Origin of the sequence: Bacillus sp. DHT2 (assembly GCF_026241455.1) — a bacterium.
Classification (GTDB): Bacteria; Bacillota; Bacilli; order Bacillales; family Bacillaceae_G; genus Bacillus_A; species Bacillus_A pseudomycoides.
Genome location: NZ_JAPHWH010000014.1, coordinates 117,589 through 141,530, shown reverse-complemented (window position 1 = coordinate 141,530; position 23,942 = coordinate 117,589). Strand labels below are relative to the sequence as shown.

The following is a 23,942-nucleotide window of genomic DNA, read 5'->3' as shown; positions in this document are numbered from 1 at the left end:
GGGCCACTAGCATATTCAAACTAGTAACCCTCACTCTCGCTTAGTAAGTACGAACTGGTAAAATTAATTGGATGATAGAATCATCATTTACTGTACGAATTAAGAATGGTCTCATCGCTCCAGTAAAACTAATTTTAATTTCTGTACTGTCTAACGCTTTTAATGCATCCATCATATATTTTGCACTAAAGGAGATTTTTAATTCTTCCCCTTCTATTTTTTCACATTGAACTTCCTCTACTACTTTTCCGATTTCTGGTGAATTTGAAGAAAGTTCCAGCATTTGTTGTTCTAACGTCGATAATTTCACAACATTATTGCGACCATCTCTTGCTAGTAAAGAAGCACGATCAATTGCTTGTAAAAACTCTTTTGTATTTACAAATATGTCGGTTTTACTTTCTGCCGGAATTAAACGTGTTGTATCCGGGTAATTCCCTTCTAACAACCTTGAGAAGAATAATAAATGTTTAGTTCGGAATAATACTTGATACTCCGTAATGACAATATCCACCATTTCTTCAGACTCATCTAGAATTTTGCTCAATTCATTTAAACTCTTACCAGGGATAACAACATTCGCTTGAAATTCATCAGAAATTGTATGACCTTCAATCTTCGCTTTACGAAGTGCTAACCTGTGACTATCTGTTGCAATACAAGTCAGTTCACTGTTATACACTTTCCAGTTTACACCTGTCAAGATTGGACGAGTTTCAGAACTTGAAACCGCAAATACAGTTTGACGAATCATATGTTTTAGTAAATCTGTCGGAATTTTAAATACATGATGTTCTTCAATTTGCGGTAATAATGGATATTCAGCAGCATCTAAACCATTTAGATTAAACTCTGACTTTCCAGATTTTATTTTTGTCATAAAATGATTTTCCACAGAGATTTCTACTGTGTCTTTTGGTAATTTTTTTACGATCTCACTAAAATATTTTGCTTGTAAAACAATGCTCCCCGATTGTGCAATTTCAACAATTTCTTTTCCATTTTCTTCAACTGGAATAAAAGATTCAATCGAAATATCAGCATCGCTTCCTGTCAATGTAACACCTTCTTCAGTTACTACAACTTTAATTCCTGTAAGTATGGGAATAGTTGTACGAGAGGAAACGGCCTTCATTACATCTTGTACACTTCTTACAAGATAGTCTTTTTGAATTGTAAAACGCATAGCGAAAACCTCCGGCAAGTATAAGATTTTATTTATTTAATAAATATAAAAAAATAGTAGTAATAGTAATAGGGCTTGTGGATATGTGGATAACTCCATTTAGAGACGGAAAAACAGTCTATCTACATGTGGATAGACTGTGTGTAAAACAAGGGAAGTTATTCACACTATTCAGCTACTACTTTAAAATATGATTGATTTCCTCAACTTGTTTTTGTAGTTGTGTATCAGTTTTTAATAGTTTTGAAATTTTTTCGTGCGCATGGATGACTGTTGTGTGGTCACGTCCACCAAATTCTTCACCAATTTTAGGTAAAGATGAATCTGTTAACTCACGTGATAGATACATTGCAATTTGGCGAGGAAATGCGACTGATTTTGTGCGTTTTTTTGCTTTAAAGTCTTCTAGTTTAACTTGAAAAACATCTCCAACGGCTTTTTGAATATCATAAATAGAAATAATCTTTGGTTTAGAATTTGGAATAATATCTTTAAGTGCTTCGGCAGCTAAATCTGCATTAATATCTTTATTAATTAAAGATGAATAAGCAACAACTCGAATAAGTGCACCTTCTAGTTCACGAATGTTCGAGTCGATTTGATTTGCGATATAGAGCATGACTTCATTTGGGATATCAAGGCCTTCCGCTTTCGCTTTTTTTCGTAAAATCGCAATTCTCGTCTCTAAATCTGGCGGTGTAATATCTGTAATAAGTCCCCACTCAAAACGGGAGCGAAGGCGATCTTCTAATGTCGGGATCTCTTTTGGCGGTCGATCGCTTGAGATTACAATTTGCTTGCTTTCTTCATGTAGCGCATTAAATGTATGGAAGAACTCTTCTTGTGTTTGTTCTTTTCCAGCAAGAAATTGAATATCATCTATAAGCAAGACATCGACATTACGATATTTATTACGGAAATCGACAGCTTTATTATCACGAATAGAGTTAATAAATTCATTTGTAAATTTTTCTGATGATAAATAAACAACCTTAGCATTCGGATTATGTTCAATGACATAATGACCAATTGCATGCATTAGGTGTGTTTTTCCAAGCCCAACTCCCCCATAAATAAATAGCGGGTTATATGCTTTTGCTGGTGCTTCAGCAACTGCTAATGAAGCTGCATGAGCAAAACGGTTCCCAGAGCCAATAACAAATGTATCAAACGTGTATTTTGGATTTAACATGCTCTGTGGTAAGTGATTAGACTCATCATTTATTCTTTTCTTTTTAGCAGGAGGATAGTCAATCTCCTCTTCAGTTTGACTTTGGGGAATAATAAAGCGAATTTCTAGTTTGGCTCCTGTTAAATCATAAAGTGTTTCTGAAATTAGTTCTGAATAATGAGATTCTAGCCAGTCACGAGCAAATTCATTCGGAGCTGTAATCGTTAATATATCTTTTTTCAAAGCATGTGCTTTGGTTGATTTCAACCATGTCTCATAACTTGGTTTACTGACCTTTTTTTCGAGTTCTTTCAAAGCACTATTCCATAAATCAGAGATATTTTCCAAAGGTGTCCCTCCTTTACAAAGATGGTAAAAGAATAAGGTTGTGCAACAATTGTACAACCTCAAAATAACGAAATGTATATTTATACGAAACGTATTTTAAAACCTAAAAACGTCGTTTGTATACGAGATAGAGTTTTCGACAAAAAACACAAATGTGGACAACTGTTTACCCACATGTGATTATAACTGTCCACATGTTATGCACAATTTGTGGATAAACTAAACTTGTGGAAAACTTGTTCAAGGTGAAAACACAACTATAATATCAAAAAAAGATAGCGATAGCAATGAATTTCAGAAAGTTATCCACAAAATCAATACCTTGTGGAATAAACTTGTCCACAATACGATATACTGTGTAAAAGTGAAAAAATAATTTGTGGATACAAAAAAATGAAAAATATATTATCCACAAAGAAATAAAACAGCTGTGAAATAAATTGTGAATAGGTTCAAAATGAATATTTGATGAAAATTTAGAGAACCATTGACATTTTCCTAGTTGATTAACTATAATTTATAAGACTGTCTTTAACAGATATTCCTCAGGGAGGTGTCATATAATGAAAAGAACTTACCAACCAAATAAACGTAAGCGCAGCAAAGTACATGGTTTCCGCAGCCGTATGAGCACAGCGAACGGACGTAAAGTGCTAGCAGCTCGTCGTCGTAAAGGAAGAAAAGTATTATCTGCGTAGACCACTGATCGTTCAGTGGTCTTTTTTTCTAGTAATAATGAATTTCCGCTGATGAAATACAGGAGTGTCAATTGATATGAAGAAAAAAAATCGTATAAAGAAAAATGATGAATTTCAGGCTGTTTTTCAAAATGGAAAATCAAATGCAAATCGTCAGTTTGTGGTCTATCAGCTTGAAAAAGCGGAGCAATCATACTTTCGCATTGGTCTTTCCGTTAGCAAAAAGTTAGGAAATGCAGTAGTACGTAATCGAATTAAGCGTATGATTCGCCAATCGATTGCAGAATTAAAAGATGAGATAGATTCTGGAAAAGATTTTGTTATAATAGCAAGGAAACCTTGTGCAGATATGACATACGAACAATTGAAGAAAAGCTTAATTCATGCTTTTAAGCGTTCTGGTATTAAAATAACAAACAAGTAGCGTAGGAAAAGGAAAATGAATTACACTATATACATACCGAAACAAGGAGGAGCAGGCTGTGAAAAAAAAGATAGGCTTACTAGTCATGGTTATTGCTTTAATGGCAATTGCTACTGGCTGTAATGAAACGAATCAGCCGATTACACCGAAAAGTACAGGGATCTGGAATGAATATTTCGTATACCCGCTTTCTCAGTTAATCACGTATTTTGCAAACTTATTTGGTAGTAATTATGGTTTAGCGATTGTTGTCACAACTCTTATCATTCGTTTTGCATTGTTACCATTAATGATTAAGCAGACGAAGAGTACGAAGGCAATGCAAGCATTGCAACCAGAAATGGCGAAGTTAAAAGAGAAATATAGTTCTAAAGACCAAGCGACGCAGCAAAAGTTACAACAAGAAATGATGCAGTTGTATAAAACACACGGTGTAAATCCATTAGCGGGTTGTTTACCAATTTTTATTCAAATGCCAATTTTATTCGCATTTTACCATGCAATTATGAGGACGGCAGAGATTAAGCAACATAGCTTCTTATGGTTTGATTTAGGACATGCGGATCCGTACTATATCCTTCCAATTGTTGCGGCAATCACAACATTTATTCAGCAAAAACTTGCAATGGCAGGTACTGCTGGACAAAATCCACAAATGGCAATGATGATTTGGCTTATGCCAATCATGATTTTAGTCTTTGCAATTAACTTCCCAGCAGCATTATCACTATATTGGGTAGTTGGTAACATCTTTGGTATCGCTCAAATGTATATGATCAAAGGGCCTGAAATTAAGGCTAGTAAGGCAGGAGGATCAAGCAAGTGAGTATAATTACTGCTAAAGGACAAACAGTCGAGCTGGCAGTACAAGATGCTTTAAGACAATTAAAAGTTTCAAGGGATCAAGTAGACGTGAATGTGATTGATGAGGGAAAGAGAGGATTTCTAGGTTTTATAGGGAATCGTCCAGCTATCGTGGAAGTTGTAATGAAGAAAGATCCCATTCAAGAAGCTGAGCAATACTTACAAAGTGTTGTTCAGGAAATGGGTGTGGATGTGATGATTACGAAAAATGTAAAGGGTCGAGAAATTGAGTTTACACTTTTTGGGAAAGATGTAGGGGTATTGATCGGAAAAAGAGGACATACATTAAATTCTTTACAATATTTAACAAAACTTGTTGCGAATCGCAGTACAAAGCAATATATTGGTATCACAATTGATGCTGAAAACTATCGTAGTAAGAGAAAAGATACGTTAGAATCGCTTTCTTATCGATTAGCAAAACAGGTCACGGTAACTAAAAAAAATGTTGTGTTAGAACCAATGCCTTCTTTTGAGAGAAAAATTATTCATCAAGCATTGTCCAATCATCCAAATGTAATTACAACTTCCGAAGGGAAAGAACCACATCGACATGTTGTAATATCTTCCAAATAACCGGTTACTCATTCGAGTACCGGTTTTTTTCTTGTTAATTTATGAAAAATAGATTGTGGATAACTAAAAAACACTAAACTTATCCACTGTGAATAAGTTTAGTGTTTTTTACATGAGGACATAATAAAATGAGTTATTATTCTTTTGTAGATAGGTTCGTTATGGTATCCTAATAGTTTAGTGAAAGAAAAAATCATGTTGAAATAGAGAGAAATAAGCAAGTGAGGTGAAAGGACATGGATTTTGATACAATTGCTGCAATTTCCACGGCACTTGGAGAAGGGGCAATTGCCATTGTTCGAGTAAGTGGAGAGGATGCGATTGAAAAGGTCAATCGCATTTTTAAAGGAAAAGATTTAACGGCAGTTTCTTCTCATACGATTCACTACGGTCATATTGTTGATTTAGATACAGATCAAGTTATCGAAGAGGTAATGGTATCGATTATGCGAGCGCCAAGGACATTTACGCGTGAAAATATTGTAGAGATCAATTGTCACGGTGGTCTTGTTTCTGTAAATAAAGTATTACAACTTATTTTGGCTCAAGGAGTGCGTTTGGCAGAACCGGGTGAATTTACAAAGCGTGCATTTTTAAATGGGCGTATTGACTTATCGCAAGCAGAAGCTGTAATGGATTTGATTCGTGCGAAAACAGATCGAGCGATGAACGTAGCAATGAATCAAATGGAAGGGCGATTATCTAAATTAATAGGTCGCCTTCGTCAGGGAATTTTAGAAACATTAGCTCATGTAGAAGTAAATATAGATTATCCAGAATACGATGATGTCGAAGAAATGACGCACAATATTTTAATTGAAAAAGCCACACATGTTCGCGGTGAAATTAAAAAAATATTGGAGACATCTAAGCAAGGGAAAATTTTACGAGAAGGAATTGCAACAGCAATTATCGGAAGACCGAACGTTGGGAAATCCTCGTTATTAAATAGTCTCGTGCAAGAGAAAAAGGCGATTGTGACAGATATAGCAGGAACAACGCGCGATGTAATTGAAGAGTATGTCAATGTGCGTGGTGTGCCACTTAAACTTATTGATACGGCGGGAATCCGTGAAACTGAAGATATTGTTGAACGAATCGGTGTAGAACGATCAAAAGAAATGATGGGACAGGCTGATTTAGTTCTAATTGTAGTAAACTATAGTGAAGCATTAACAAATGAAGATGAAGACTTATTCCGTGCAGTGCGAGGAAAAGACTTTATTGTCATTGTAAATAAAACGGATTTACCAAAGCAAATTGATATGAAACGTGTTACAGAATTAGCAGGTAAAAATCGTATGATCACAACGTCGCTAATTGAAGAAAAAGGTGTAGATGAGCTAGAAAAAGCGATAGCAAACCTATTCTTTGAAGGAACAATTGAGTCAGCAGATATGACGTATGTTTCTAATGCGAGACATATCGGTTTATTAACACAAGCGGAAAAGACAATTGGAGATGCTATTGAGGCAATAGAGAACGGTGTGCCAATTGATATGGTTCAAATCGATCTAACAAGAACGTGGGAAATCCTTGGTGAAATTACTGGTGATACTGTTCATGAAAGCTTAATCGACCAATTATTTTCTCAATTTTGTTTAGGAAAATAACATATAGTTGTTTTAGAAGGATAGATAATTTTAGGAGGAATAATAATGGGATACAATGCCGGTTCTTACGATGTCATAGTAATCGGTGCAGGTCATGCAGGATGTGAAGCTGGGCTTGCAGCAGCACGAATGGGCTCAAAAACATTAATGTTAACAATTAATTTAGATATGGTTGCTTTTATGCCATGTAACCCTTCTGTTGGTGGACCAGCGAAAGGGATTGTTGTACGTGAGATTGATGCATTAGGCGGTGAGATGGGACGAAACATTGATAAAACTCACATCCAAATGCGTATGTTAAACACGGGAAAAGGTCCAGCTGTACGCGCTCTTCGTGCACAAGCGGATAAATTTTCATATCAACACGAATTAAAGAAAACAATTGAAGAAACGCCAAATTTAGCATTACGTCAAGGAATGGTAGAGCGTCTAATTGTTGAGGATGATGTATGTAAAGGTGTAATTACACAATCAGGTGCTGAATATACAGCGAAAACAGTTGTAATTACAACGGGTACATTCCTACGTGGTGAGATTATCATGGGCGATTTAAAATACTCAAGTGGTCCGAATAATCAGCAACCATCTATCACATTATCTGAGCATCTAGAGGAACTTGGCTTTGATCTTGTTAGATTTAAAACAGGTACGCCTCCTCGTGTGAATAGCAATACAATTGATTATAGTAAAACGGAAATTCAACCGGGTGATGAAAAACCACGTGCATTTTCTTTTGAAACTACAAAATTTATTATGGATCAAATTCCATGTTGGTTAACATATACAAGTGAAGAGACACATCGTTTAATTGATCGAAACTTGCATCGTTCAGCTATGTATTCTGGTATGATTAAAGGAACAGGTCCACGTTACTGTCCTTCAATTGAAGATAAAGTGGTGCGATTTAACGATAAACCGCGTCATCAAATTTTCTTAGAGCCGGAAGGTCGTAATACACAGGAAGTATATGTACAAGGTTTGTCAACAAGTTTACCGGAAGATGTCCAGCGTGAAATGCTTAAAACGATTCCTGGTTTAGAGAATGTTGAGATGATGCGTACAGGTTATGCGATCGAATATGATGCAATTGTGCCAACTCAGTTGTGGCCGACACTGGAGACGAAAAAAATTAAAAATTTATATACAGCAGGTCAAATTAACGGTACGTCTGGTTACGAAGAAGCAGCAGGACAAGGAATTATGGCCGGGATTAACGCAGCATGCCGCTCTCTAGGGAAGAAAGAGGTTATTTTAGGTCGTTCAGATGCTTATATTGGTGTTTTAATTGATGATCTTGTGACAAAAGGGACAAACGAACCATATCGTCTTTTAACATCCCGTGCTGAATACCGTCTATTATTGCGTCATGATAATGCCGATCTTCGTTTAACAGAAATTGGCCAAGAAATTGGCTTAATTCCAGAAGAGCGTTACGGGCGTTTTACTGTGAAAAAGGAACAGATTGAACAAGAAAAATTACGTTTAGAAAGCATTATTATTAAACCACGTCCTGAAGTGCAAGAATTAATTCGCAGTGTTGGTGGAAGTGAATTAAAGGATGGAATACGTGCAAGTGACTTACTACGTCGTCCGGAAATGACGTATGAACATATTCGTATTCTTGCGCCAAGTGAAGTGGAAATACACGATGAAATTGCAGAGCAGGTAGAAATTCAAATTAAGTATGAAGGATATATTGAAAAATCCTTACAACAAGTAGAACGTATGAAGAAAATGGAAAGCAAAAAGATTCCTGTTGATATTGATTATGATGCGATTTCTGGAATCGCTTCTGAAGCAAGACAAAAATTAAAAGATGTTCGTCCTCTTTCTATGGGGCAAGCATCCCGTATTTCCGGAGTAAATCCAGCTGATATTTCCATTTTACTTGTGTATATTGAACAAGGAAAAATTGCGCGAGTATCGAACCAATAAATAATAAGGAGATATGGCAAGATGAACATAGAACAATTTCAATCTATGCTAGGAGAAAGAGGAATTAATCTTTCTCCTAGGCAATTAGAGCAATTTAAAATCTACTTTGAAACATTAGTAGAATGGAATGAGAAAATGAATTTAACAGCTATTACAGAGAAAGAAGAAGTGTATTTAAAACACTTTTTTGACTCGATTACAGCTGCTTTTTATAATGATTTTTCAAAGCCATTTTCCATTTGTGATGTCGGTGCAGGAGCAGGATTTCCAAGTATTCCATTGAAAATTTGTTTCCCGCATTTAAAAGTAACGATTGTAGATTCATTGCAAAAACGTATCAATTTTTTAAATCATTTAGCCCAAAAATTAGAGCTAAGTGATGTTGCGTTTTGTCATGATCGTGCTGAAACATTTGGGAAAAAAGAAGGTGTACGTGAATCATTTGATATCGTGATGGCGCGTGCGGTAGCACGTCTTTCTGTATTGAGTGAGTTATGTTTACCTCTTGTAAAAGTAGGTGGGACATTTATCGCTATGAAAGGTGCAGCTGCCAACGAAGAGATTGAAAATGGTAAGTATGCTTTAGAAATACTTGGCGGTGAACTAAAAGAGATTTCTACTTTCCAATTACCATTTGAAGAAAGTGAACGTAATATTTTAGCAATCGTGAAAAAGCGCAAAACACCAAAGAAATATCCGCGTAAGCCAGGGACACCCAATAAATTACCTATTGAAAAATAAATCTTATTAGACGTAAGATTAAATTATATAAATGAAAACGTAAATGTTTCATAGGAAACATTTCTGTGTAGGACATTCAATAGGCCCAAAGGTGGTGGAATATGTATGAAAAATACGTTTTCTCGTTTATTTGGCTTTGGAGATAAAGAGAGCGAATTCGAATTACAAAACGAAAGCCATGAAGAAATAGATAAAAAGATACATGAAGAAATACAAGAAATTCCGATAGCAAATATCATTCCCAATCGCTATCAACCACGTACAGTTTTTGATGCCGCGCGTATTGATGAACTTGCGTTGACCATTCGTACACATGGACTCATTCAACCAATTGTTATCAGGAAATATGAAGAAGATAAGTATGAAATTATTGCCGGGGAAAGACGTTTTCGTGCTGCAACGAAATTAGGATGGGAAAAAGTTCCGGCGATTATTAAAAACTTAAATGATACGGAAACAGCTTCTGTTGCTCTCATTGAGAACTTGCAACGTGAGGAATTAACAGCAATTGAAGAGGCTGTTGCTTATCAAAAGCTAATTGAGTTACATAATTTAACACAAGAGGCATTAGCGCAGAGGCTCGGAAAAGGACAATCAACAATCGCAAATAAGTTGCGGTTATTAAAGTTGCCTGAAGAAATTAAACGAGCATTGCTAGAAAAGAGTATTACAGAACGTCATGCCCGTGCCCTTATTCCTTTAAAAAATGAAGAATTACAGTTGAAAGTTTTACAAGAAATTGTAGAAAAACAATTGAATGTAAAACAGACTGAGGAACGCATTGCTAAGCTATTGGAAGAAGTAAAACCAAAGCAAAAGGCAAAACAGAAAGCGGTAAGTCGTGATATGCGAATTGCAATGAATACAATTAGACAATCGCTACAAATGGTTACAAATAGTGGACTGAAAGTAAACTCTGAAGAAGAAGAATTTGATGAGTACTATCAGATCACAATTAAGATTCCTAAAAAAAAATAATTCATATTTGAAAGAGATCTCATCCTTTGGAGAGATCTCTTTTCCTATATTTTTCTTCTTAAATGAAGAAGGAGTTTTGGAATAAATTTTGAAGTTTAATAAGGATGCAAAAGAAAAATTTTCATTTCATGTTACAATAAACATAATTATTTTCAGAATAAGACAGAAAGGTTGAAAGTAGGTGACATCATGGGAAAAATCATTGCTATTGCTAATCAAAAAGGCGGTGTAGGGAAAACAACAACGTCTGTTAACCTAGGAGCTGGATTGGCACAGGTAGGAAAAAAAGTATTGCTTATTGACATTGATGCTCAGGGGAACGCAACGACAGGTGTAGGAATTGAAAAGTCGGAATTAGATCAATGTATTTATAATGTTCTTGTGGAAGATGCTGATGTTCAAGGGGTTATACAAAAAACCGCAACTGAAAATTTAGATGTTCTACCTGCTACAATTCAATTGGCAGGTGCTGAAATTGAACTGGTACCGACCATTTCCCGGGAAGTTCGTTTACAAAGGGCTTTGCAGCCAATCCGTAATGAATATGATTATATTATTATTGATTGTCCCCCATCTTTAGGCTTATTAACAATTAATGCACTAACGGCAGCAGATTCTGTTATTATTCCAGTTCAGTGTGAATACTACGCATTGGAAGGATTGAGTCAATTACTGAATACAGTTCGACTTGTACAAAAGCATTTAAATAAAAATTTAGCAATTCAAGGTGTACTATTAACGATGCTAGATGCACGTACAAATTTAGGGATTCAAGTTATAGATGAAGTGAAGAAATATTTTCGAGATAAAGTATATCGTTCTATTATTCCGCGCAATGTTCGTTTGAGTGAAGCACCAAGTCATGGAAAACCAATTATGCAGTATGATGCTAAATCAAGGGGTGCAGAAGTGTATATAGATTTAGCAGAGGAAGTGATTGCTGGTGGCTAAAGGATTAGGAAGAGGGATTAATGCTTTTTTTCCAGATTTAGATGTGAGAGAGGAAGAAAAAATTCAGGAGATTGCACTAACTGAATTAAGGCCAAACCCCTACCAACCGCGTAAAAACTTTCAAAAAGAAGCTATTCAAGAACTGGCAGCATCTATTAAAGAACATGGTATTTTACAGCCTTTAATCGTAAGGAAAAGTATTAAAGGATATGAAATCGTTGCTGGTGAACGTAGATACCGTGCTGCAAAAGAAGCATGCCTTGAAAAGGTGCCAGCTGTCGTTCGAGAATTAAATGAACAGCAAATGATGGAGTTTGCTTTGTTAGAAAATCTACAACGTGAAGATTTAAATCCAATGGAAGAGGCTTTGGCATATCAAATGCTAATGGATGAGTTGAATGTAACTCAAGAGCAATTAGCAAAGCGCCTTGGAAAAAGTAGGCCATATATTGCTAATTATGTTCGGTTGCTTACACTTCCTTTATTTGTTCAAGAAATGATTGCGAATGGAAGTCTATCCATGGCACATGGACGGACATTACTTACAATAAAAGATGAAGAACAGCTAAAGTCTTTATTAAAGCGTATTGAAAAAGAAGGATTGAATGTTAGACAGCTAGAGCAAATTGTTCAACAGATTCATCAACGCGTTTCACGTGAAACAAAGACAGTTAAGCGAGAGCGGAATATATTTTTCGAAGAGCGCGAAACATTGTTAAGAGAAAAGTTTGGAACAGGTGTAAAAATTAAAGAAACAAAGAAAGAAAAAGGGAAAATTGAAATAGAATTTTTCGATAAGAAAGATTTAAATCGCATTTTAGAATTATTATCTGGGGAAAACTGAAAAGCAAACCATCTTTTTATTTATAGATGGTTTGCCTTTTTTAATACGGATAATTTCTGATCTGTTTCCTTTATACTTTGGGCAATAACGTCCGCCATTTTCATAACGAGGCTTAATCTTGTATTTTGCAAGACAAAAAATTCCATGAAACCATTTAAATTTACTATACCATGTATGTGTAGCTCGCCAATTGCAGGTAATTTTTTGTTCATTGCTGCACCAGGTTTACTAGGTCCTTCACCAACAGTTATGGAACCGATACTTTGCGATTTTCCAAGACAAGCATCAATGGCAATAATATAAGAATCAGGAATTAAAGTTTGTACATTCTGAATTTTATCTTCGAGATTTAACGCATGGATTGGTTCATCAAGTGTGCCGAATACGTGGAAATTTTGAATGTTCATTTGTTCTAGTTTAGATCCGACTAGTGGGCCAAGGGCATCACCGGTTGAACGATCTGTTCCTATGCAAATTAGACTGAGGGGGGTATTTTGACTAATAGGTATATGTGAGAGAAGAAAATCACTAATTGTTGTACAAGCCTCTAAATCGTGATGCATAATATTTTGTGATTCTTTTTCAAAAAAAGGTAAGCGGAAATTCCCTATATTCATGAATCATCCATCCTTCTGATAAATTTTATGATTCACTGTAAAGTTTTATTGAAAAAAATGTAATATGGAAAATTATAAGTTCTTTATTTTTGCAAGCCGTTTATAAAACAGGAAATAATAGTACTAGTATATATATATTCATTACATTTTATACCTGAATCAAAGTGAACAAATGCAAATACAGCAATAAATTTTTTTCAGAAATGGAGAAAACTTCTGATACAATAAAGAATGAATGAAAAAGAAATTTTTATCGGAGAGGTAGAAGTATATGGATGTATTAACACAAGGATTCGAAGCTACCAAGAGATATTTATTAGATTCAGATCGTTGGGCTTATGTCGGAATGGCAACATTAAAAATATTGATAATTTTAGTACTTGGTGCAGTAGTAGTACGTATTGCTAGAGCAATTGTAAGAAATGCATTCCGTATGGGAAGTCGTTCGCCAATTCAAATCTCAGAGCGTCGTACAGTTACAGTAGCGAAATTGCTTGAAAACATTGTGGCATACGTTGTTATGTTCATAATGTTAATAGCGATTTTAGGCGTATTTAACATTAATGCATCAGGTTTACTAGCTGGGGCTGGGGTAATCGGTTTAGCAGTCGGTTTTGGTGCTCAAAGCTTAGTGAAAGATGTTATTACAGGATTGTTTATTTTATTAGAAGATCAGTTTTCGGTAGGTGACCATGTTCGTATCGGTCAATTTGAAGGTGTAGTTTTAGAAATTGGATTACGCACAACAAAGATAAAAAGCTGGACAGGGGAAATTCATATTTTGCCAAATGGTGGTATTACGCAAGTAACGAACTTTTCCATTAGTAATAGTGTAGCTTTTGTTGATATATCAATTTCCTATGAAGGTGATATAGCACGAGCAGAACAGGTAATTGAAGATTTATTAGAGGAATTACCTGAAAGATATGAAGAAATGGTAGCAAAACCAGAATTATTAGGAATTCAAACACTTGCTGCATCTGAAGTTGTACTACGTGTTGTCTCTGAAGTAGAACCAATGAAACATATGGCTATTGCTAGAGCCCTTCGTAAAGAGATTAAAAATCGTCTTGATTTACATGGCATTGAAATTCCATATCCACGTATGGTCTTATATAATCGTGAAGAAATGGTTAGTGAGAAAGCAAATTAGTTGTGAGAGGGGTTTAGAGAGTGGAGCAAAAGCAATATAACTTGTACGATGTTGTGGAAATGAAGAAGGCCCATCCATGTGGTGCAAATCGTTGGAAAATTATTCGTATGGGAATGGATATCCGTGTTAAGTGCGAGGGATGTGGCCATTCGGTAATGATTCCTCGAAGAGAGTTTGATCGCAAGGTGAAAAAAATTCTTGTAAAGCATGAAGAATAGAGAAGAAGTAACAGCTGCTCCAGGCAGCTGTTACTTTTTTGAACTTTTAGGGAACTTGTCATTTTATTCGTTACTATCTATAATGATGGAAGATTGAGACATAGGAGTGAAAAATATGGGATTAACGGCTGGGATTGTTGGTTTACCTAACGTAGGGAAGTCAACATTATTTAATGCAATTACACAAGCGGGAGCAGAATCTGCAAACTATCCATTCTGTACAATTGATCCGAACGTAGGGATTGTAGAAGTACCAGATGAACGCTTAAATAAATTAACGGAACTAGTAGAACCGAAAAAAACTGTTCCAACTGTATTTGAATTTACTGATATCGCAGGTATCGTAAAAGGTGCAAGTAAAGGTGAAGGATTAGGAAACAAATTCTTATCTCATATTCGCCAAGTAGACGCAATTTGCCAAGTTGTTCGTTGTTTTGAAGATGAAAATATTACACATGTTTCAGGAAAAGTAGATCCAATTGATGATATTGAAACAATCAATTTAGAGCTGATTTTAGCAGATTTAGAATCTGTTGATAAACGTATTGAACGTGTAGCGAAATTAGCAAGACAAAAGGATAAAGAAGCAGTATATGAGCACGAAATTTTAGTTCGCTTAAAAGAAGCATTTGAAGCGGGAAAACCGGCTCGTACTGTTGAGTTTACAGAAGAACAAATGAAAATTGTTAAAGGTCTTCATTTGCTTACGACGAAAGAGATGCTTTATGTAGCAAACGTAAGTGAAGATGATATCATGGATCCATCTGAAAATGAATATGTGCAGATGGTAAAAGAATTTGCGACAAATGAAAATTCACAAGTAATTGTTGTTTGTGCAAAAATTGAATCAGAAATTGCTGAGTTAGATGAGGAAGAGAAAAAAGTATTTCTTGAAGAGTTAGGCATTGAAGAATCAGGTTTAGATCAGCTGATTCGTGCTGCATACGATTTATTAGGCTTAGCTACTTATTTCACAGCTGGTGTACAAGAAGTACGTGCATGGACGTTTAAGAAAGGTATGAAGGCACCACAATGTGCTGGTGTTATCCATACAGACTTTGAACGTGGATTTATTCGTGCTGAAACAGTTTCATATGATGATTTAATGGAGAACGGTTCTATGACAGCAGCTAAAGAAGCTGGAAAAGTACGTTTAGAAGGAAAAGAGTATATCGTAAAAGATGGAGATGTTATGCACTTCCGCTTTAACGTGTAATTTTATATTTCCTAGGAAAAATAGGGATATAAACTTGGCAAATATATCATATGTTTGCCAAGTTTTTTATTTATTGGTTAGTTGATTCATCTAACTTACTATGATATAATCTAAACTCGTGAGTAATTACTATATAATTAATTGCTCCTTGCCCATTATGGGCCGTTTAGACCAAAAGGAGGTGAAAGTGTAATGAAAAAGTACGAAATCATGTACATCATCCGTCCAAACATGGAGGAAGAAGCTCAAAAAGCTTTAGTTGAGCGCTTCGCAGGCGTTTTAACTAACAATGGTGCAGAAATCATTAACACGAAAGAGTGGGGTAAGCGTCGTTTAGCTTACGAAATCAACGACTTACGTGACGGTTTCTACATGATCTTAAACGTAAATTCTGATGCAGAAGCTGTTAAAGAATTCGATCGTTTAGCTAAGATCAACGAAGATATCCTTCGTCACATCGTTGTTAAAGAAGAAGAAAAATAATTAAGATATATAGGGAGAGTGGTTCGATTGATGAATCGTGTTATCCTCGTTGGTCGTTTAACTAAGGACCCTGACTTACGTTACACGCCCAATGGTGTTGCGGTAGCTACTTTCACGTTAGCTGTAAATCGCGCATTTGCAAATCAACAAGGTGAGCGTGAAGCTGACTTTATTAATTGTGTAATATGGCGTAAACAAGCAGAAAACGTGGCGAATTATTTGAAAAAAGGTAGCTTAGCAGGCGTAGATGGACGTCTTCAAACTCGTAATTATGAGGGACAAGATGGTAAGCGTGTATATGTAACAGAGGTTCTTGCGGAGAGCGTACAATTTTTAGAGCCGCGTAATGGCGGTGGGGAGCAACGTGGTTCATTCAATCAGCAACCATCAGGAGCTGGTTACGGTAACCAAGGCTCTAACCCATTTGGTCAATCTGGTAACTCAGGTAACTCAGGTAACTCTGGATTTACGAAGAATGACGATCCATTTTCAAATGTAGGTCAACCGATTGATATTTCGGACGACGATTTACCATTCTAATGGTATAGATCGGTTATTTTTAACAAAGAATGGAGGGAAATAGACATGGCAGGACGCAAAGGTGGACGTGCGAAACGTCGTAAGGTGTGTTTCTTCACATCTAACGGCATCACTCGCATTGACTATAAAGATGTTGATTTATTAAAACGTTTCGTTTCTGAGCGTGGTAAAATTTTACCTCGTCGTGTAACAGGAACAAGCGCAAAATACCAACGCAAACTTACAGTTGCAATTAAACGTGCTCGTCAAATGGCACTTTTACCATATGTTGGTGAATAATAGCGTATGAAATGCACAGTAGAGTCGGACTCTACTGTGCATTTTGCTATGCTTTTCTTTTTAGAAATAGGAGGTAAAAGATGAAACGTACAAGGCTTATTACAGAAGGGGCAGTTTTGTTAGCTGTATATGCAGTTTTACTTTTAACGTTCTTGTATGTACCTGTTATAAGTATGGTTGCAATATTTGCACTTCCATTGCCTTTTCTATTGTTTATGGTAAGGTATCCGTTTTCTAGTACATGTATGCTGTTTGGAGCATCGATTCTTGTTACTATCATTATTAGTTCGCCACTTAGTCTTGTGAATACATTCATGTCAGGCATAATAGGCATCTCTTTAGGATATATGTATAAGAAGAAAAAAGGACCAGCAGAAATATTATTGGTAGGAACGCTTGTATATTTGCTTAATTTTGTACTAGTTTATGTAGCGAGTATACAATTTTTTAACATAGATTTTCTTAAGGAAATGCAAGATATGTTCAAACAAGGAATGGAACAAAGTGAAAAAATAATGAAGGCAGCAGGTGCGCCAATTAACCAAGAGCAAAAAGATTTATTAGGGCAATTTAGTGATATGCTTCGAATTCTTCTGCCAAGTTTGCTTGTAATGGTTTCTTTAATATATTCTTGGATTACAGTATTAATAGCGGGGAATGTTTTAAAGAGATTAAAGTATGCGATAGAGCCATGGCCTAAGTTTAGGGATATGCGATTGCCAAAAAGCATTGTCTGGTATTATGTAGTATTTATTTTACTTTCAACATTTATGAAGGTGGAATCAGATTCATATGTGTATATGGCATTTTCTAATCTATATGCCATCTTTTCATTGCTGCTCCTATTCCAAGGTTTTTCATTTATAGCCTTCTTTGCGCATGTAAAAGGTTATGCAAAAGCGATCCCTATTCTCAGTTTTATCGTATGTATGATTATTCCAATGTTGTTTCCACTAGTAACAATCTTAGGTATAATTGATTTAGGCTTTTCGTTACGTTCTAAAATACAACCAAAATAAGCAAAGACGAGAGAAGGGTATATGAGCTTATTATATGACGTAAGCTTTTAATGGAAGTTTAACTTTGGGGCGTTTAATCTGTTCAACTGACCATTGATGGAAATTGAATGATTTCCTATTTGTGTTAGTTTTACTTTATAGGAGTTGGGTACATGCCTGAATTTTATAAGAGACAGCGGTTTTTATATCCTGTTTATGTATTAGCTTTTTTTATGCTTGTGCTTATTACCATTCTCGGTTATTTGCACTGGATAATGGGAATGGCCGCTTTTTTTATTTTTTGTATTGTTCTCTTTTTTGTAATTCGATTTGAGCTAGCCTTTCAGAGGAATTTTGAAAAGTATACAACGGATATGATTACAAGAGTAAAGAAAGTAAGTAATGAAGCGTTTAATCAAATGCCAATTGGTATTTTGTTATACAATAAGGATTATGGAATTGATTGGGCAAATCCTTATTTGTCCTCTTGTTTGGGGCAACACTCTTTAGCAGGATGGCATTTGTATGATGTATCAGAAACATTACTCCTCTTTATTAAAGGAGAAACTGCGGATGATATTGTATCTTTAAATAATCGTAAGTTTCGTGTGTTTGTAAGGAAAGAAGAAAAGTTAATTTATTTCTTCGATGTAACAGAGCAAACAGAAATTGAAAAAATGTATGAGGATCAGCGTACAGTTCTCGCGATTATTTATTTGGACAACTATGATGAAGTTACACAAGGTTTGGATGACCAATTGCGTACGAACATCACGAGTCTTGTGACATCACGTCTAAATGAGTGGGCTATCAAATACGGTGCATATTTAAAACGAGCTTCTTCAGAGAGATTCTTTGTTGTGTTAAATGAAAGTATTCTGGCACAAATGGAGAAAGGAAAGTTTGATATTTTAGATCAAGTGCGTGAAGAAACATCAAAACGAAATATTCCACTTACATTAAGTATTGGTGTAGGATCAGGCGACTTATCTTTATCAGAGCTTGGTGCGATGGCACAATCGGGTTTAGATCTTGCTTTAGGGCGAGGTGGAGATCAAGTTGCGATTAAACAAGCGACAGGTAAAGTGAAATTTTATGGTGGCAAGACAAATCCAGTGGAAAAACGCACGCGTGTACGTGCACGGGTTATCTCTCATGCATTGAAAGATTTAGTATTAGAAAGCAGTAATGTTATTATAATGGGTCATAGAGCTCCTGATATGGATGCAATTGGGGCGGCCATTGGAATTTTAAAAGTAGCACAGTTGAATGAGCGTGAAGGGTACATTGTACTAGACGAGAATGACTCTGATAAAGGTATTAAACGTTTAATGGATAAGGTAAAGCAAAATGAGGATTTATGGTCTCGTTTTATTACACCACAGCAGGCTATGGAATTTGCAACAGACGATTCATTGCTTGTCGTTGTTGATACACACAAACCATCAATGGTGATGGAGGAAAAGCTTTTGCATAAGATTGAAAATGTAGTTGTGATTGACCATCATCGCCGTGGTGAGGAATTTATTGAGGATCCTCTTCTTGTGTACATGGAGCCATATGCGTCTTCGACAGCTGAACTTGTGACGGAACTTCTTGAATATCAGCCGAAACGTTTGAAAATGACAATGTTAGAAGCTACAGCATTACTTGCAGGGATTATAGTGGATACGAAAAGCTTTACATTCCGGACAGGTGCCCGTACATTTGATGCAGCTTCTTATCTACGCTCGCATGGAGCGGATACAGTACTTGTACAAGAATTGTTAAAAGAAGATATGGAGCAGTATTTACGAGTTGCAAAAACAATTCAAAATGCTTACATTTATAAAAATGGAATTGCAATTGCGAAAGTAGACGGCGATGAATATTATGATCAAGTATTAATCGCACAATCAGCTGATACGTTGCTGACAATGACAGGAGTAATCGCATCTTTTGTCATTGCAAAACGTGGGGAAAGCTTCATTGGAATTAGTGGGCGTTCTTTAGGCGAAGTAAACGTGCAACTAATTATGGAAAATCTAGGTGGCGGCGGACATTTAACGAATGCAGCTACACAAATGAAAAATGTAACAGTAGATGAAGCTCAAGATAAACTTCAATTTGTTATTGATGACTATTTACAGGGAGGCACACAATCATGAAGGTAATTTTTCTAAAAGACGTAAAAGGTAAAGGGAAAAAAGGAGAAATAAAGAACGTACCAGATGGTTATGCAAATAACTTCTTACTAAAACAAGGATTAGCTGCGGAAGCAACAAATAGCAGCATGAAAACGTTAGAAGCACAAAAACGTAAAGAAGAAAAAGATGCAGCGGCTGAACTTGAGAATGCGAAAGAGTTAAAAGAAACTCTAGAGAAATTAACTGTAGAATTAAAAGCGAAGTCTGGTGAAGGTGGTCGTTTATTTGGTTCTATTACAAGTAAACAAATTGTAGATGCGATGCAAAAAGCACATAATATTAAGCTTGATAAACGTAAGTTTGAAATGGACGATGCAATTCGTGCATTAGGATATACAAACGTAACTGTGAAATTACATCCACAAGTAACAGCGACAGTAAAAGTTCATGTTAGTGAACAATAAAAATAAGTTAGGCAAGGAGGATTGCGTATGAGTGACGTACTTGCTGATCGTACCCCTCCGCATAATATAGAGGCTGAGCAAGCGGTTTTAGGTGCGATATTTCTTGATCAAGATGCATTAACTTCAGCTTCAGAACTGCTAATGCCGGAATCTTTCTATCGAACAGCACACCAAAAGATTTTTGAAGTTATGCTTAAACTATCTGATAAAGGAGAACCTATTGATTTAGTTACCGCAACAGCAGCGCTTGCCGATCAAGGGTTGTTAGAAGAAGTTGGTGGTGTTTCTTATTTAGCTGAATTAGCGGAGGCTGTTCCGACAGCGGCCAACGTAGAATATTATGCACGCATTATTGCTGAAAAATCACTTTTGCGTCGTTTGATTCGAACGGCAACTCATATTGTTTCAGATGGATATGAGAGAGAAGATGATGTGGAAGGTCTTTTAAATGAGGCGGAGAAAAAAATATTAGAAGTATCACATCAGACAAATGCAAAGGCATTCCAAAATATTAAGGATGTTCTTGTAGATGCTTATGATAAAATTGAACTTTTGCATAATCAAAAAGGTGAAGTTACAGGAATACCAACTGGATTTACTGAATTAGATAAGATGACAGCGGGATTTCAACGTAACGATTTAATCATTGTGGCAGCTCGTCCTTCAGTGGGAAAAACGGCCTTTTCACTGAATATCGCGCAAAACGTAGCGACTAAAACAGATGAAAATGTGGCTATTTTCAGTTTAGAGATGGGTGCTGATCAGCTTGTTATGCGTATGCTTTGTGCAGAAGGAAATATTGATGCACAAAGGCTTCGTACTGGTTCATTAACTTCAGATGATTGGGCAAAGCTGACAATGGCAATGGGAAGTCTTTCGAATGCTGGAATATATATTGATGATACGCCGGGAATTCGTGTTAGTGAGATTCGTGCGAAATGTCGTAGGCTAAAACAAGAGCAAGGGCTTGGAATGATTCTAATTGATTACCTACAGCTTATTCAAGGTAGTGGCAAATCCGGTGAAAACCGTCAGCAGGAAGTATCTGAAATCTCCCGTACATTAAAAGGAATTGCGCGTGAGCTACAAGTTCCTGTTATTGCCTTATCTCAGCTCTCTCGTGGTGTTGAATCTCGTCAAGATAAACGTCCGATGATGTCTGATATTCGTGAATCAGGAAGTATTGAGCAGGATGCCGATATTGTGGCATTCTTGTATCGTGAAGATTACTATGATCGTGAAACAGAAAATAAAAACACGATTGAGATTATCATTGCAAAGCAACGTAATGGTCCGGTAGGTTCTGTAGAGCTCGCATTCGTGAAGGAATTTAACAAATTCGTAAACTTAGAGCGACGTTTTGACGATGGACATGCGCCACCGGCATAGTAGAAGTATAAAAAAGAAACACATTTCTTATAATAAGATGTGTTTCTTTTTTTTATGAATAAAAGATAGGGCTTTCATCGTGTGAATAAAGAATTCTTACGAACGAAATTGATAAAAGATAAAAAAATGTTCGTTTTTAAATTGACTTCTCTTTTCATTTTGGTACAATTATATTGTTTGAAAAGTTCGTTTGAAAATTGCGGAGGTGCTTGAATAATGTCTTCAGTAGTAGTTGTAGGAACACAGTGGGGCGATGAAGGAAAAGGTAAAATTACTGATTTCCTTTCTGAACATGCGGAAGTAGTTGCAAGATATCAAGGTGGAAACAACGCAGGACATACAATTGTTTTTGGCGGTGTTAAGTACAAACTACACTTAATTCCATCTGGTATTTTCTATAAAGAAAAAATTTGTGTTATCGGAAACGGTATGGTAGTAGATCCAAAAGCATTACTTGTAGAATTAAAATACTTACACGATCGTGGTGTAAGCACTGATAATTTACGTATTAGTAACCGTGCGCACGTTATTTTACCTTATCACTTAAAACAAGATGAGTTAGAAGAAGAGCGTAAAGGTGATAACAAAATCGGTACAACGAAAAAAGGTATCGGTCCAGCATACATGGATAAAGCTGCTCGCGTTGGTATTCGTATGGCTGATCTTTTAGATCGTGAAGCATTTAAAGAAAAGCTTGAACGTAATTTAGCAGAAAAAAATCGTCTGTTTGAAAAAATGTATGATGCAGAAGGCTTTAATGCAGATGAAATCTTTGAAGAGTACTTTGAGTATGGACAACAAATCGCACAATACGTATGCGATACATCTGTTGTATTAAATGATGCATTAGATGAAGGACGTCGCGTACTATTTGAAGGTGCACAAGGCGTAATGCTTGATATTGACCAAGGTACGTACCCATTCGTTACATCTTCTAATCCAGTTGCTGGTGGTGTAACAATCGGTTCTGGAGTTGGTCCTTCTAAAATCAACCGTGTAGTAGGTGTATGTAAAGCCTATACAAGCCGTGTTGGTGACGGTCCATTCCCTACTGAACTTCATGATGAAATTGGTCATCAAATTCGTGAGGTTGGTCGTGAATATGGTACAACAACAGGTCGTCCACGTCGCGTAGGTTGGTTTGACAGCGTTGTTGTAAGACATGCACGCCGTGTGAGTGGTTTAACAGATTTATCTTTAAACTCTATCGACGTATTAACAGGTATTCCAACTGTGAAAATCTGTATTGCATATAAGTATAATGGAGAAGTTCTGGATGAAGTTCCAGCAAACTTAAACATTTTAGCAAAATGTGAGCCTGTATATGAAGAGCTTCCAGGTTGGACAGAAGATATTACTGGTGTAAAATCATTAGAGGAGCTTCCTGAAAATGCAAGACATTATGTAGAGCGTGTGTCTCAATTAACAGGTATCCAATTATCTATGTTCTCTGTTGGCCCAGATCGTAATCAAACAAACATCGTTCGTAACGTATACGGTGTTTAATTGATATAAAATTGGTTTATTTAAGAAAAAACTCATGTAAACATGAGTTTTTTCTTATCTTGTATAAAAAAATATAAAAAAGGTATTGCAAAAACAAAAGTTATTATGTTATGATAACTCTTGTCGTCACGAAAATATGACGTTGGTGAGTATGAGCCATTAGCTCAGTTGGTAGAGCATCTGACTTTTAATCAGAGGGTCGAAGGTTCGAGTCCTTCATGGCTCACCATTTTATTTTTCGTGGCCCGTTGGTCAAGTGGTTAAGACACCGCCCTTTCACGGCGGTAACACGGGTTCGAATCCCGTACGGGTCATGTCTTTTATATATGTTTTGTGGTCCCGTGGTGTAGTGGTTAACATGCCTGCCTGTCACGCAGGAGATCGCCGGTTCGACCCCGGTCGGGACCGCCACTTTTGTTTATACCACCATTAGTGGTTTTATATATATGTTTTGGCTCGGTAGCTCAGTCGGTAGAGCAGAGGACTGAAAATCCTCGTGTCGGCGGTTCGATTCCGTCCCGAGCCACTCTCAGGATATTAAGTGGACCCACTTAATATCCTTTTTATATTCTTCAATTTTACAAATGAGAGTAGTTATTTTACAATAGAATGAGGAGCCTCTAG

At 36.2% G+C, this 23,942-nt stretch carries 24 protein-coding genes and 4 tRNA genes; 25 read left to right on the top strand and 3 right to left on the bottom strand.

Going from position 1 to position 23,942, the window contains the following annotated elements; all coding sequences use genetic code 11:
* Positions 1–40 precede the first annotated feature (40 nt).
* Both dnaN and dnaA read right to left on the bottom strand, forming a co-directional pair.
* A complete protein-coding gene (gene dnaN / locus ORL93_RS25550) occupies positions 41–1,186 on the bottom strand; it encodes a DNA polymerase III subunit beta (RefSeq protein ID WP_003194151.1) in 1,146 nt (381 codons plus the stop codon).
* 178 nt (positions 1,187–1,364) lie between these two features.
* Entirely contained in the window at positions 1,365–2,705 is a 1,341-nt protein-coding gene (gene dnaA / locus ORL93_RS25545; RefSeq protein ID WP_003194153.1) for a chromosomal replication initiator protein DnaA, read from the bottom strand.
* 563 nt (positions 2,706–3,268) lie between these two features.
* Between dnaA and rpmH the strand changes: the two genes are divergently transcribed.
* The 10 genes from rpmH (at position 3,269) to ORL93_RS25495 (ending at position 12,329) form a co-directional block, all read left to right on the top strand.
* Complete coding sequence (rpmH, locus tag ORL93_RS25540) at positions 3,269–3,403, top strand: 50S ribosomal protein L34 (protein ID WP_000831901.1); 135 nt, start codon at positions 3,269–3,271, stop codon at positions 3,401–3,403.
* A gap of 76 nt (positions 3,404–3,479) precedes the next feature.
* Positions 3,480–3,827 (top strand): ribonuclease P protein component, encoded by a 348-nt coding sequence (gene rnpA / locus ORL93_RS25535; RefSeq protein ID WP_016112830.1) that lies wholly within the window; start codon positions 3,480–3,482, stop codon positions 3,825–3,827.
* Positions 3,828–3,885: 58 nt separating this feature from the next.
* Positions 3,886–4,653 carry a YidC family membrane integrase SpoIIIJ gene (gene spoIIIJ / locus ORL93_RS25530; protein WP_018764822.1) on the top strand — a complete coding sequence of 256 codons (768 nt, stop codon included), beginning with the start codon at positions 3,886–3,888 and terminating at the stop codon, positions 4,651–4,653.
* Positions 4,650–5,267 carry an RNA-binding cell elongation regulator Jag/EloR gene (gene jag / locus ORL93_RS25525; RefSeq protein ID WP_018764823.1) on the top strand — a complete coding sequence of 206 codons (618 nt, stop codon included), beginning with the start codon at positions 4,650–4,652 and terminating at the stop codon, positions 5,265–5,267. The genes spoIIIJ and jag overlap by 4 nt, the downstream gene beginning before the upstream one ends.
* Before the next feature lie 236 nt (positions 5,268–5,503).
* Positions 5,504–6,880, top strand: a complete 1,377-nt coding sequence (gene mnmE / locus ORL93_RS25520) for a tRNA uridine-5-carboxymethylaminomethyl(34) synthesis GTPase MnmE (RefSeq protein WP_265959733.1) — start codon at positions 5,504–5,506, stop codon at positions 6,878–6,880.
* Between the two features lie 45 nt (positions 6,881–6,925).
* A complete protein-coding gene (mnmG, locus tag ORL93_RS25515; protein ID WP_097793942.1) occupies positions 6,926–8,815 on the top strand; it encodes a tRNA uridine-5-carboxymethylaminomethyl(34) synthesis enzyme MnmG in 1,890 nt (629 codons plus the stop codon).
* Between the two features lie 21 nt (positions 8,816–8,836).
* Positions 8,837–9,556, top strand: coding sequence for a 16S rRNA (guanine(527)-N(7))-methyltransferase RsmG (gene rsmG / locus ORL93_RS25510; RefSeq protein ID WP_006096787.1), 720 nt, complete (start codon positions 8,837–8,839; stop codon positions 9,554–9,556).
* Positions 9,557–9,661: 105 nt separating this feature from the next.
* Positions 9,662–10,534, top strand: coding sequence for a nucleoid occlusion protein (gene noc / locus ORL93_RS25505; protein WP_097793943.1), 873 nt, complete (start codon positions 9,662–9,664; stop codon positions 10,532–10,534).
* Between the two features lie 189 nt (positions 10,535–10,723).
* A complete protein-coding gene (soj, locus tag ORL93_RS25500) occupies positions 10,724–11,485 on the top strand; it encodes a sporulation initiation inhibitor protein Soj (RefSeq protein WP_003202576.1) in 762 nt (253 codons plus the stop codon).
* The gene (locus ORL93_RS25495; RefSeq protein WP_141556334.1) at positions 11,478–12,329 is read left to right on the top strand and encodes a ParB/RepB/Spo0J family partition protein; all 852 of its coding nucleotides are present in this window, start codon (positions 11,478–11,480) and stop codon (positions 12,327–12,329) included. The genes soj and ORL93_RS25495 overlap by 8 nt, the downstream gene beginning before the upstream one ends.
* Before the next feature lie 20 nt (positions 12,330–12,349).
* Here ORL93_RS25495 and yyaC read toward each other — a convergent pair whose 3' ends face one another.
* On the bottom strand, positions 12,350–12,946 hold the full coding sequence (gene yyaC, locus ORL93_RS25490) for a spore protease YyaC (RefSeq protein WP_097793945.1): 597 nt from the start codon (positions 12,944–12,946) through the stop codon (positions 12,350–12,352).
* A 271-nt stretch (positions 12,947–13,217) separates the two neighbouring features.
* Between yyaC and ORL93_RS25485 the strand changes: the two genes are divergently transcribed.
* The 15 genes from ORL93_RS25485 (at position 13,218) to ORL93_RS25415 (ending at position 23,844) form a co-directional block, all read left to right on the top strand.
* Positions 13,218–14,099, top strand: coding sequence for a mechanosensitive ion channel family protein (locus ORL93_RS25485; RefSeq protein ID WP_003202583.1), 882 nt, complete (start codon positions 13,218–13,220; stop codon positions 14,097–14,099).
* A 20-nt stretch (positions 14,100–14,119) separates the two neighbouring features.
* A complete protein-coding gene (locus ORL93_RS25480) occupies positions 14,120–14,317 on the top strand; it encodes a DUF951 domain-containing protein (RefSeq protein WP_003202584.1) in 198 nt (65 codons plus the stop codon).
* A 115-nt stretch (positions 14,318–14,432) separates the two neighbouring features.
* Positions 14,433–15,533: a redox-regulated ATPase YchF gene (gene ychF, locus ORL93_RS25475; protein ID WP_097793946.1), complete on the top strand. Its 1,101-nt coding sequence runs from the start codon at positions 14,433–14,435 to the stop codon at positions 15,531–15,533.
* Positions 15,534–15,725: 192 nt separating this feature from the next.
* On the top strand, positions 15,726–16,016 hold the full coding sequence (rpsF, locus tag ORL93_RS25470; protein ID WP_003209337.1) for a 30S ribosomal protein S6: 291 nt from the start codon (positions 15,726–15,728) through the stop codon (positions 16,014–16,016).
* Positions 16,017–16,043: 27 nt separating this feature from the next.
* Positions 16,044–16,556, top strand: a complete 513-nt coding sequence (ssb, locus tag ORL93_RS25465) for a single-stranded DNA-binding protein (protein ID WP_016112819.1) — start codon at positions 16,044–16,046, stop codon at positions 16,554–16,556.
* A gap of 45 nt (positions 16,557–16,601) precedes the next feature.
* Positions 16,602–16,835 (top strand): 30S ribosomal protein S18, encoded by a 234-nt coding sequence (gene rpsR, locus ORL93_RS25460; protein ID WP_000918874.1) that lies wholly within the window; start codon positions 16,602–16,604, stop codon positions 16,833–16,835.
* 80 nt (positions 16,836–16,915) lie between these two features.
* Complete coding sequence (locus ORL93_RS25455; protein ID WP_003202592.1) at positions 16,916–17,854, top strand: YybS family protein; 939 nt, start codon at positions 16,916–16,918, stop codon at positions 17,852–17,854.
* Positions 17,855–18,006: 152 nt separating this feature from the next.
* The gene (locus tag ORL93_RS25450; RefSeq protein WP_018764826.1) at positions 18,007–19,980 is read left to right on the top strand and encodes a DHH family phosphoesterase; all 1,974 of its coding nucleotides are present in this window, start codon (positions 18,007–18,009) and stop codon (positions 19,978–19,980) included.
* The gene (rplI, locus tag ORL93_RS25445; protein ID WP_018764827.1) at positions 19,977–20,423 is read left to right on the top strand and encodes a 50S ribosomal protein L9; all 447 of its coding nucleotides are present in this window, start codon (positions 19,977–19,979) and stop codon (positions 20,421–20,423) included. Before ORL93_RS25450 ends, rplI begins: the two co-directional genes overlap by 4 nt.
* Positions 20,424–20,450: 27 nt before the next feature.
* Positions 20,451–21,812, top strand: a complete 1,362-nt coding sequence (gene dnaB / locus ORL93_RS25440) for a replicative DNA helicase (RefSeq protein ID WP_006096771.1) — start codon at positions 20,451–20,453, stop codon at positions 21,810–21,812.
* 216 nt (positions 21,813–22,028) lie between these two features.
* Positions 22,029–23,318: an adenylosuccinate synthase gene (locus ORL93_RS25435; RefSeq protein ID WP_018764828.1), complete on the top strand. Its 1,290-nt coding sequence runs from the start codon at positions 22,029–22,031 to the stop codon at positions 23,316–23,318.
* A gap of 153 nt (positions 23,319–23,471) precedes the next feature.
* Positions 23,472–23,547, top strand: a tRNA-Lys gene (locus ORL93_RS25430).
* 13 nt (positions 23,548–23,560) lie between these two features.
* A tRNA-Glu gene (locus ORL93_RS25425) sits at positions 23,561–23,632 on the top strand.
* A 21-nt stretch (positions 23,633–23,653) separates the two neighbouring features.
* Positions 23,654–23,729, top strand: a tRNA-Asp gene (locus ORL93_RS25420).
* 42 nt (positions 23,730–23,771) lie between these two features.
* Positions 23,772–23,844 (top strand) — tRNA-Phe (locus tag ORL93_RS25415).
* Positions 23,845–23,942 lie beyond the last annotated feature (98 nt).

Coding starts and splice junctions, on each gene's coding strand:
- dnaN (WP_003194151.1), bottom strand. CDS start 1,186: ATGCGTTTTACAATTCAAAAAGACTATCTTGTAAGAAGTGTACAAGAT.
- rpmH (WP_000831901.1), top strand. CDS start 3,269: ATGAAAAGAACTTACCAACCAAATAAACGTAAGCGCAGCAAAGTACAT.
- rnpA (WP_016112830.1), top strand. CDS start 3,480: ATGAAGAAAAAAAATCGTATAAAGAAAAATGATGAATTTCAGGCTGTT.
- mnmE (WP_265959733.1), top strand. CDS start 5,504: ATGGATTTTGATACAATTGCTGCAATTTCCACGGCACTTGGAGAAGGG.
- mnmG (WP_097793942.1), top strand. CDS start 6,926: ATGGGATACAATGCCGGTTCTTACGATGTCATAGTAATCGGTGCAGGT.
- rsmG (WP_006096787.1), top strand. CDS start 8,837: ATGAACATAGAACAATTTCAATCTATGCTAGGAGAAAGAGGAATTAAT.
- noc (WP_097793943.1), top strand. CDS start 9,662: ATGAAAAATACGTTTTCTCGTTTATTTGGCTTTGGAGATAAAGAGAGC.
- soj (WP_003202576.1), top strand. CDS start 10,724: ATGGGAAAAATCATTGCTATTGCTAATCAAAAAGGCGGTGTAGGGAAA.
- yyaC (WP_097793945.1), bottom strand. CDS start 12,946: ATGAATATAGGGAATTTCCGCTTACCTTTTTTTGAAAAAGAATCACAA.
- ORL93_RS25485 (WP_003202583.1), top strand. CDS start 13,218: ATGGATGTATTAACACAAGGATTCGAAGCTACCAAGAGATATTTATTA.
- ychF (WP_097793946.1), top strand. CDS start 14,433: ATGGGATTAACGGCTGGGATTGTTGGTTTACCTAACGTAGGGAAGTCA.
- rpsF (WP_003209337.1), top strand. CDS start 15,726: ATGAAAAAGTACGAAATCATGTACATCATCCGTCCAAACATGGAGGAA.
- rpsR (WP_000918874.1), top strand. CDS start 16,602: ATGGCAGGACGCAAAGGTGGACGTGCGAAACGTCGTAAGGTGTGTTTC.
- ORL93_RS25455 (WP_003202592.1), top strand. CDS start 16,916: ATGAAACGTACAAGGCTTATTACAGAAGGGGCAGTTTTGTTAGCTGTA.
- ORL93_RS25450 (WP_018764826.1), top strand. CDS start 18,007: ATGCCTGAATTTTATAAGAGACAGCGGTTTTTATATCCTGTTTATGTA.
- rplI (WP_018764827.1), top strand. CDS start 19,977: ATGAAGGTAATTTTTCTAAAAGACGTAAAAGGTAAAGGGAAAAAAGGA.
- dnaB (WP_006096771.1), top strand. CDS start 20,451: ATGAGTGACGTACTTGCTGATCGTACCCCTCCGCATAATATAGAGGCT.
- ORL93_RS25435 (WP_018764828.1), top strand. CDS start 22,029: ATGTCTTCAGTAGTAGTTGTAGGAACACAGTGGGGCGATGAAGGAAAA.